The 7,360-nt window shown below is 62.1% G+C and carries 6 protein-coding genes and 1 pseudogene; 5 read left to right on the top strand and 2 right to left on the bottom strand.

All coding sequences use genetic code 11. The annotated features are described in order from the left end of the window. A pseudogene (locus ACIQ17_RS13230) lies at positions 1–426 on the bottom strand (urocanate hydratase); the annotation flags it as partial. Between the two features lie 11 nt (positions 427–437). After that, a complete protein-coding gene (gene hutI, locus ACIQ17_RS13225; protein ID WP_398469254.1) occupies positions 438–1,676 on the bottom strand; it encodes an imidazolonepropionase in 1,239 nt (412 codons plus the stop codon). 95 nt (positions 1,677–1,771) lie between these two features. Here hutI and ACIQ17_RS13220 point away from each other — a divergent pair, with 95 nt between their 5' ends. From ACIQ17_RS13220 to ACIQ17_RS13200, 5 genes are all read left to right on the top strand, one after another. Next, positions 1,772–3,151 (top strand): formimidoylglutamate deiminase, encoded by a 1,380-nt coding sequence (locus tag ACIQ17_RS13220; protein ID WP_398469252.1) that lies wholly within the window; start codon positions 1,772–1,774, stop codon positions 3,149–3,151. Then, a complete protein-coding gene (gene hutC / locus ACIQ17_RS13215) occupies positions 3,151–3,903 on the top strand; it encodes a histidine utilization repressor (RefSeq protein ID WP_398469250.1) in 753 nt (250 codons plus the stop codon). Before ACIQ17_RS13220 ends, hutC begins: the two co-directional genes overlap by 1 nt. A 107-nt stretch (positions 3,904–4,010) precedes the next feature. Beyond that, a complete protein-coding gene (locus ACIQ17_RS13210; RefSeq protein WP_398469248.1) occupies positions 4,011–4,970 on the top strand; it encodes an ABC transporter substrate-binding protein in 960 nt (319 codons plus the stop codon). A gap of 151 nt (positions 4,971–5,121) precedes the next feature. Next, positions 5,122–5,895, top strand: coding sequence for an ABC transporter permease (locus ACIQ17_RS13205; protein ID WP_398469246.1), 774 nt, complete (start codon positions 5,122–5,124; stop codon positions 5,893–5,895). Then, on the top strand, positions 5,892–6,677 hold the full coding sequence (locus ACIQ17_RS13200) for an ABC transporter ATP-binding protein (RefSeq protein WP_398469244.1): 786 nt from the start codon (positions 5,892–5,894) through the stop codon (positions 6,675–6,677). The genes ACIQ17_RS13205 and ACIQ17_RS13200 overlap by 4 nt, the downstream gene beginning before the upstream one ends. The last annotated feature ends 683 nt before the right edge of the window (positions 6,678–7,360 follow it).

The following is a 7,360-nucleotide window of genomic DNA, read 5'->3' as shown; positions in this document are numbered from 1 at the left end:
GCCTTGCGAGCCGATATAGATCCACGAGCCGGCGGTCATCTGGCCGTACATCATCAGGCCCTTGCGATCGAGCTCGTTGAAGTGCTCCCAATTGGCCCAGCGCGGCACGAGATTCGAATTGGCGATCAGCACGCGCGGCGCATCCGCATGGGTGCGGAACACGCCGACCGGCTTGCCGGACTGCACCAGCAGCGTCTCGTCATTGTTCAGATTGCGCAGCGAGGCCACGATCTGGTCGAAAGCTTCCCAGCTGCGCGCAGCGCGACCGATGCCGCCATAGACCACGAGCTCGTTGGGGTTCTCAGCCACTTCCGGATCGAGATTGTTCATCAGCATGCGCAGCGGTGCTTCGGTCAGCCAGTCCTTGGCAGAGAGCTCGGTGCCGTGCGGGCTGCGCACGATGCGCGAATTTTTGCTGCGATCCATGATGGCGGTCCTTAGTGGGTGAAGGTAGTCCGGCCGTGCCGGACGCGCGCGTGAAGCGGATTGAAGCCGACGCGATAGACGAGTTCGGCCGGTGTCTCGATGTCCCAGATGGCAAGATCGCAGAACTTTCCGGCTTCCAGCGTGCCGATCTCGCTGAGCTTGCCCAGTGCCCGCGCACCTTCGCGCGTCACGCCAATGAGGCATTCATCGACCGTCATGCGAAACAGCGTCGCGCCCATGTTCATGGTGAGCAGCAGCGAGGTCAACGGCGAGGTGCCGGGATTGCTGTCGGTGGCCAGCGCCAGATGCGTGCCGTGCTTGCGGAACAGCGCGATCGGCGGCGCCTGGGTCTCGCGCAGCGTATAATAGGCGCCGGGCAGCACCACGGCGACGGTGCCGGCTTTGGTCAGCGCGATGACGCCGTCTTCGTCGGTGTGTTCTAGGTGATCGGCCGACAAGGCGCCGTAGTCAGCGGCGAGCCTAGCGCCATGCAGGTTCGAGAGCTGATCGGCATGCAGCTTCACTGGCAGGCCATAGGTCCTGGCGGCATCGAACAGCCGCGCCGTCTGTTCCGGCGAGAACGCAATCCCTTCACAGAAGGCATCCACCGCATCGGCGAGCTTCAATTCTGCAATGGCGGGCAAGGTGTCGCGGATGACGCCGTCGATATAGGCGTCCTTGTCGCCCTTGGCTTCCGGCGGCATCGCGTGGGCGCCGAGGAACGAGGTGACGACCGCGACATCGCGCTCATAGCCGAGCTGGCGTGCCGCCTTCAGGCAGCGGATCTCCGTCTCCTTGTCGAGCCCGTAGCCCGACTTGATCTCGACGGTGGTCACGCCTTCCGCAATCAGATGATCCAGCCGCTTCAGGCCGCTGGCGACGAGCTGCGCTTCGCTGGCCGCGCGCGTCGAAGTCATGCTGGAGGCAATGCCGCCGCCGGCGCGCGAAATCTCCTCATAGGTCGCGCCTTCCAGCCGCATCGCAAATTCATTGGCGCGGTGGCCGCCATAAACGAGATGCGTGTGGCAATCGACCAGACCCGGCGTGATCCAGCGCCCGCCGCAATCGATGCGCTTGGCGGCGCCAGAGCCGGCCGGAAGATCGGAAGCGGCACCGACAAAGGCGATGCGCCCGTCTTTCGCTGCGATGCAACCATTCTCGATGATGCCAAGGCCGGGCTGGCCTTCGGCCATGGTGGCGAGGCGGGCGTTGGTCCAGATCGTATCGAAAGACTGCGTGTCGAAGGTCATGAGGCGGTGCCGCTCATTTGGGACGTTCTATGTCTATACATAATCAGCGCCCTCGCTTATTGTCGAGCGTCTTTTGAATGCAACGGACCAAGGCCATGCACGCGTCAAGTGCTGCAAAAAAGCTGTTCTTCGCCCATGCGCTGCTTCCCGGCGGCTGGGCGCGCGACGTCACCCTGACGATCGAGAATGGCGTGATCACGGCCGTTGCCGACAATTCGAGCAGTGCTGGCGCGGAAACCGTCAGCGGAGTTGCGCTGCCGGGAATGCCCAATCTGCACAGCCACGCGTTCCAGCGCGGCATGGCCGGGCTGACCGAACTGCGCGGCGAGACGCAGGACAGTTTCTGGACCTGGCGGCAATTGATGTATCGCTTCATCGATACGCTGACGCCGGATGATGTCGAGGCCATCGCCGCCTATGCCTATGCCGAGATGCTGGAAGCCGGTTTCACCTCGGTGGCCGAGTTCCATTACCTGCATCACGACGAGAACGGCGCTCCCTATGGTGACCTCGCCGAGTTGGGCGCGCGGATCGCGGGTGCTTGCGTCGAGACCGGTATCGGCCTCACTTTGCTGCCCGTGTTCTATCATTTCAGCGGTTTCGGTGGGGCCGCGCCGGTTCACGGCCAACGGCGCTTCATCAATGATCCCGCGCGCTTTCTGGCTCTGCTCGAACGCTCGCGGGAGGCGATCAGGCCGGTCGCTGATGCCGCCATCGGCATCGCGCCGCATTCACTCCGCGCGGTGACGCCGGAGACGCTCGGCGAGGTCCTGAAAGCCGTTCCGGCCGGTCCGGTCCATATGCATATCGCGGAGCAGGTGAAGGAGGTCGAGGACTGCCTCGCATGGTCCGGCCAACGCCCGGTCTCATGGCTGCTCGATCACGTTGATGTCGATCAACGCTGGGTCCTGATCCATGCCACGCATCTGACACCGGATGAGACCACGGGTATTGCCAGGGCAGGTGCCGTTGTGGGGCTCTGTCCGCTGACGGAAGCCAATCTCGGCGACGGCATTTTCGAAGGCCCGCGTTTCATCGCGGCTGGGGGCATGTTCGGTGTTGGCACCGATTCCAATATCGAGATCACGGCGCCCGGCGAGCTGAAACAGTTCGAATACAGCCAGCGCCTGCATCACCGCATTCGCAACGCCGTCGTGCGTCGAACTGGCGAATCCACTGGTCGCGCGCTCTACGAACATGCGCTCGTTGGCGGTGCGCGGGCATCCGGTCGCGCCATCGGTGCGCTCGCGGTCGGTAAGCGCGCTGATATCGTGATGCTCGATGATACGCATCCCGATCTCTGCGGCGTGACGGGTGATCGCTGGCTCGATGCGACGACCTTCGTTGCCGGCAAGTCTGCGATTTCCAATGTCTATGTGGGCGGCAAGCTCGTTGTCGAAGGCGGGCGCCATCTCAAGCGCGCTGCGATCACCGAGCGCTATCGCCGCGTCGTCAAGCGTCTGGCAAGCCTCTGATGGCGGCGCGCGGAGCGAAAGCACTGAACGGAAAGGCGGCGCCGCAGGCGCTGTATCAGCGCATCCGCGCCGATCTCGAAGACAAGATCCTGTCGGGTCGCTGGCCGCCCGGGCATCGCATGCCGTTCGAGCATGAGCTGGTCGAGACCTATCAATGCTCACGCATGACCGTGAACAAGGTGATGTCCGGTCTTGCCGCGGCTGGCATCATCGAGCGCAAGCGCCGGCTTGGCAGTTTTGTCGCGAAGCCCGTGGTGCAGTCCGCAGTGCTGCATATTCCGGATATCCAGGCCGAAATCGCCAAACGTGGCGAGGCCTATGGTTACGAGCTGCTGGCGCGCAGGCGTCGCAAGGCGACCAAGGATGATCTCGAGCGTCTCGGCAGTGAGCGCAGCTGCGACGTGCTGGTGCTCGGCTGCCGCCACATCGCGAAGGGGCGGCCATTTGCCTATGAGGAACGTCTCATCAATCTCGATGTGGTCGCAGCGGCTGCGGAGATCGATTTCGCCAGTGTGCCGCCGGGCACCTGGCTGCTTGGCCATGTACCGTGGAGCGAGGCCGAGCATCAGATCACCGCATGCCTCGCGGAGGACGACGCGCGCAAGGCGCTGGCACTGAAGAAGCCGGCCGCCTGCCTTGTGGTGGAGCGCCGTACTTGGCGCAAGAACAGGATCATCACCGCAGTACGCGTCACCTATCCAAACGATCTGTACCGGTTGACCGCGCGCTTCACCCCTGCGGGGCGCTTGTGATGGTGATAGCAGGAATCATCTGTCGCAGTGGCGGCGCAGAAATTGCCTCTGGCATTCCAGCATGTTGCCGTGCAGTATTATTTCAAACCAGCTGAGGAGAGTGGGTTATGAAGTTGATTGGAGTATCCGTCGCCGCTGCGCTCGCGGCTCTGGTCGCAACGCCCGTGGTTGTCACGCCCGCCGTTGCGCAGACCAAGGTCACCATCGGCATGTCGGGTTGGACCGGTTTCGCGCCGCTCACCCTTGCCAAGGAGGCCGGCATCTTCGCGAAGAACGGCCTCGACGTCACCATCAAGAAAATCCCGCAGGCCAGCCGCCACCTAGCCATCGCTTCGGGCGACGTGCAATGCGCGGCTACCACCGTTGAGACCTGGGTGGTGTGGAACGCCAATGGCGTCGCCACCACGCAGCTGTTCCAGCTCGACAAGAGCTATGGCGCCGATGGCATGGCCGTGCGTGGCAATGTCGCGTCGATCAAGGATCTGAAAGGCAAGTCGGTTGCCGCCTCGGCGCCGGGCACCGCGCCCTATTTCACGCTTGCCTGGTTCCTGAAGAAGAACGGGCTGACCGTGAAGGATGTCTCCGTCGTCAACATGGAGCCGGGTCCGGCAGCGCAGGCGTTCATCGCTGGCCAGAACGATGCGGCCATGACCTATGAGCCCTACCTCTCGGCCGTGCGCGACAAGCCGGATGCCGGCAAGATCATCGCCACCACGCTCGACTATCCGATGATCATGGACACGTTCGGCTGCACACCGAAATTCATCGCCGACAACGAAGCTGCGGTGAAGGCGCTGGCCAAGAGCTATTTCGAAGCCGTTGCCATGATCAAGGCCGACCAGACCAAGTCCTATGAGATCATGGGCGCCGATGTGAAGCAGACCGGTGAGGCCTTCGGCAAGTCGGCGCAATATCTGCGCTGGCAGGATCAGGAGCAGAACAAGAAGTTCTTCGCCGGTGAGCATGCCGCCTTCTCGAAGGAAGCCGCCGACCTGCTGCTGGAAATCGGCGTGATCAAGCAGCTGCCGGACATGACCAAGCTCGCCGATCCGCGCTTCATTCAGTAAGAGGCCACATCGCCATCAGCCGTCATTGCGAGCCCAAACGAACTGCGGAGCAATTCGTTTGGGCGAAGCGATCCAGAAAACCAGAACGACGTCTGGATTGCTTCGTCGCAACGCTCCTCGCAATGACGACCATGGATACTGATTAAACATCATGAAACCACTCGCCCCCATTTCATCGCCCGCGCGAGTCGTGCTCGGCATCTCGTTCTTCGTCCTGTTCGTGGCCGGCTGGTCGTTTGCGACCTTTGGCGGCTTCGTCTCGAAGACATTCCTCGCCAATCCGATCACCATGATGGAGGACGGCTGGTTCCTGCTGACCAAGCAGAACTTCCTGTTCGATATCGGCATGACGATCTGGCGCGTGGTCGGCGGCTTCGTGCTGGCCGCCCTGGTCGCGGTCCCCATCGGCATCCTGATGGGGGCCTACAAGCCGGTCGAGGCTTTCCTCGAACCTTTCGTTTCCTTTGCGCGCTATCTGCCGGCCTCGGCCTTCATTCCGCTGCTGATCCTGTGGGCCGGCATCGGCGAGATGCAGAAGCTGCTGGTGATCTTCATCGGCTCGGTGTTCCAGCTTATCCTGATGGTCGCCGTGGCTGTCGGCAGCGTCCGCCGCGACCTCGTCGAGGCGTCGTTGACGCTCGGCGCAAAAGACGATGGCGTGCTGCGTCGTGTCCTGATCCCCTCCGCCGCGCCAGAAATCGCCGAGATCCTGCGTCTCGTGCTCGGCTGGGCCTGGACCTATGTCATCGTCGCCGAACTGATCGGCTCGTCTTCGGGCATCGGCCATATGATCATCGACAGCCAGGCGCTGCTCGCCACTGGCCAGATCATCTTCGGCATCATCGTCATCGGCATCATTGGTTTGATCTCGGACTACGTCTTCAAGGCCGCCAACAAGCGCCTGTTCCCGTGGAGCATCATTTGAGCAAGCTCGTCATCGAGAACGTCTCGCGCGTTTTTCCGGCTGTTCGTGGCGGCACGCCCACGCGTGCGCTTGAGCCGACCAACCTCAATGTCGCCGACAACGACTTCGTCACCATTCTCGGCCCCTCCGGCTGCGGCAAGTCCACGCTGCTGCGCATGGTCGCCGGCCTGGATACGCCGACCACGGGCCGCATCCTGCTCGACGGCAAATCAATCACCGGCCCCGGTGCCGATCGCGGCATGGTGTTCCAGTCCTACACGCTGTTTCCGTGGCTCACGGTGGCGGAGAACATCGCCTTCGGCCTGCGCGAGCGCGGTGTCTCGCAGAAGGAGCGCAGCAACATCGCGCGCGAATGGCTCGACAAGGTCGGTCTCACCAGCTTTGCCAATCATTTTCCGAAGCAGCTCTCGGGCGGCATGCAGCAACGCACCGCGATCGCGCGTGCGCTCGCCAATGATCCGAAGATCCTGTTGCTCGACGAGCCGTTCGGCGCGCTCGACAACCAGACCCGCGCCTTGATGCAGGAGCTGCTGCTCGGCATCTGGGAGCGCGAGCGCAAGACCGTGATCTTCGTCACGCACGATATCGAGGAAGCGATCTTCCTGGCATCCCGTACGGTGGTGATGTCGGCGCGGCCCGGTCGCATCAAGGCTGACATCCCGGTCGACTTGCCGCACCCGCGACACTACACGATCAAGACCAGCCCGGCCTTTTCTGACCTGAAAGCACGCCTCACCGAAGAAATTCGCGTCGAAGCCGTGCTTGCGGCGGAAGTACACTAACGCCGATCGGCCGTACGCCAGGCGAGCATGCGTGTTTGACTTCACCCAAATGGGTGAAGTTGCAGCTGAATGATCCTCCCCGGGATTGCAGGTCGTTTTTCCGACAATCGAGGGGCGTGGCGTGTTAGCCGGCACTTAATGATATTTCCGCTGTTCAGGCGTCGAGCTGTTCGGCAAGTAAATCAGCGACAACTTTCACATATCATCGCACCCATGCGGGCAACCGGCATCTGAGCCATTTGACTCGCTCAGTTCTTGACCATGCGATTGTTTGTGAGTTGCGCTTATGAATTCGGCCGAGCCCCATCACTGCTATACGACGCGATCCCTGCTGGCCGGCCTCGAACAGGCCATCGACGCCGTGGTGATGATCGACGCACGCAACAATGTCACGCACTCATGCACCTGGCCTGTCGCCATCCGATCTCGAGGCATGGCTCTCTGCGCGTCACGCAGAGCGGTGGACGGCGGTTGCTTCCGAATGTCGCAAAGCGCGCACTCAGAGAGACGAATACTCACAAAGCATGGGTTCTACAGCCGCTTAGCAAGTTCGCGATCCCTTCGTCGAGCTTCATGCACCGTTAACCACTTCCGGTGTTGTCGGGTGATTGGCTGATGCGATTCAAACACTTTCCAGATTGGTGCTTGAATACGGTTTTGGATGGTCGAAAGCACCGTTCGGT

Source organism: Tardiphaga sp., from assembly GCF_044340795.1.
Lineage (GTDB): Bacteria > Pseudomonadota > Alphaproteobacteria > Rhizobiales > Xanthobacteraceae > Tardiphaga.
Note: the sequence above shows the minus strand (reverse complement) of the source record. Positions and strands in the feature narration are given on the sequence as shown.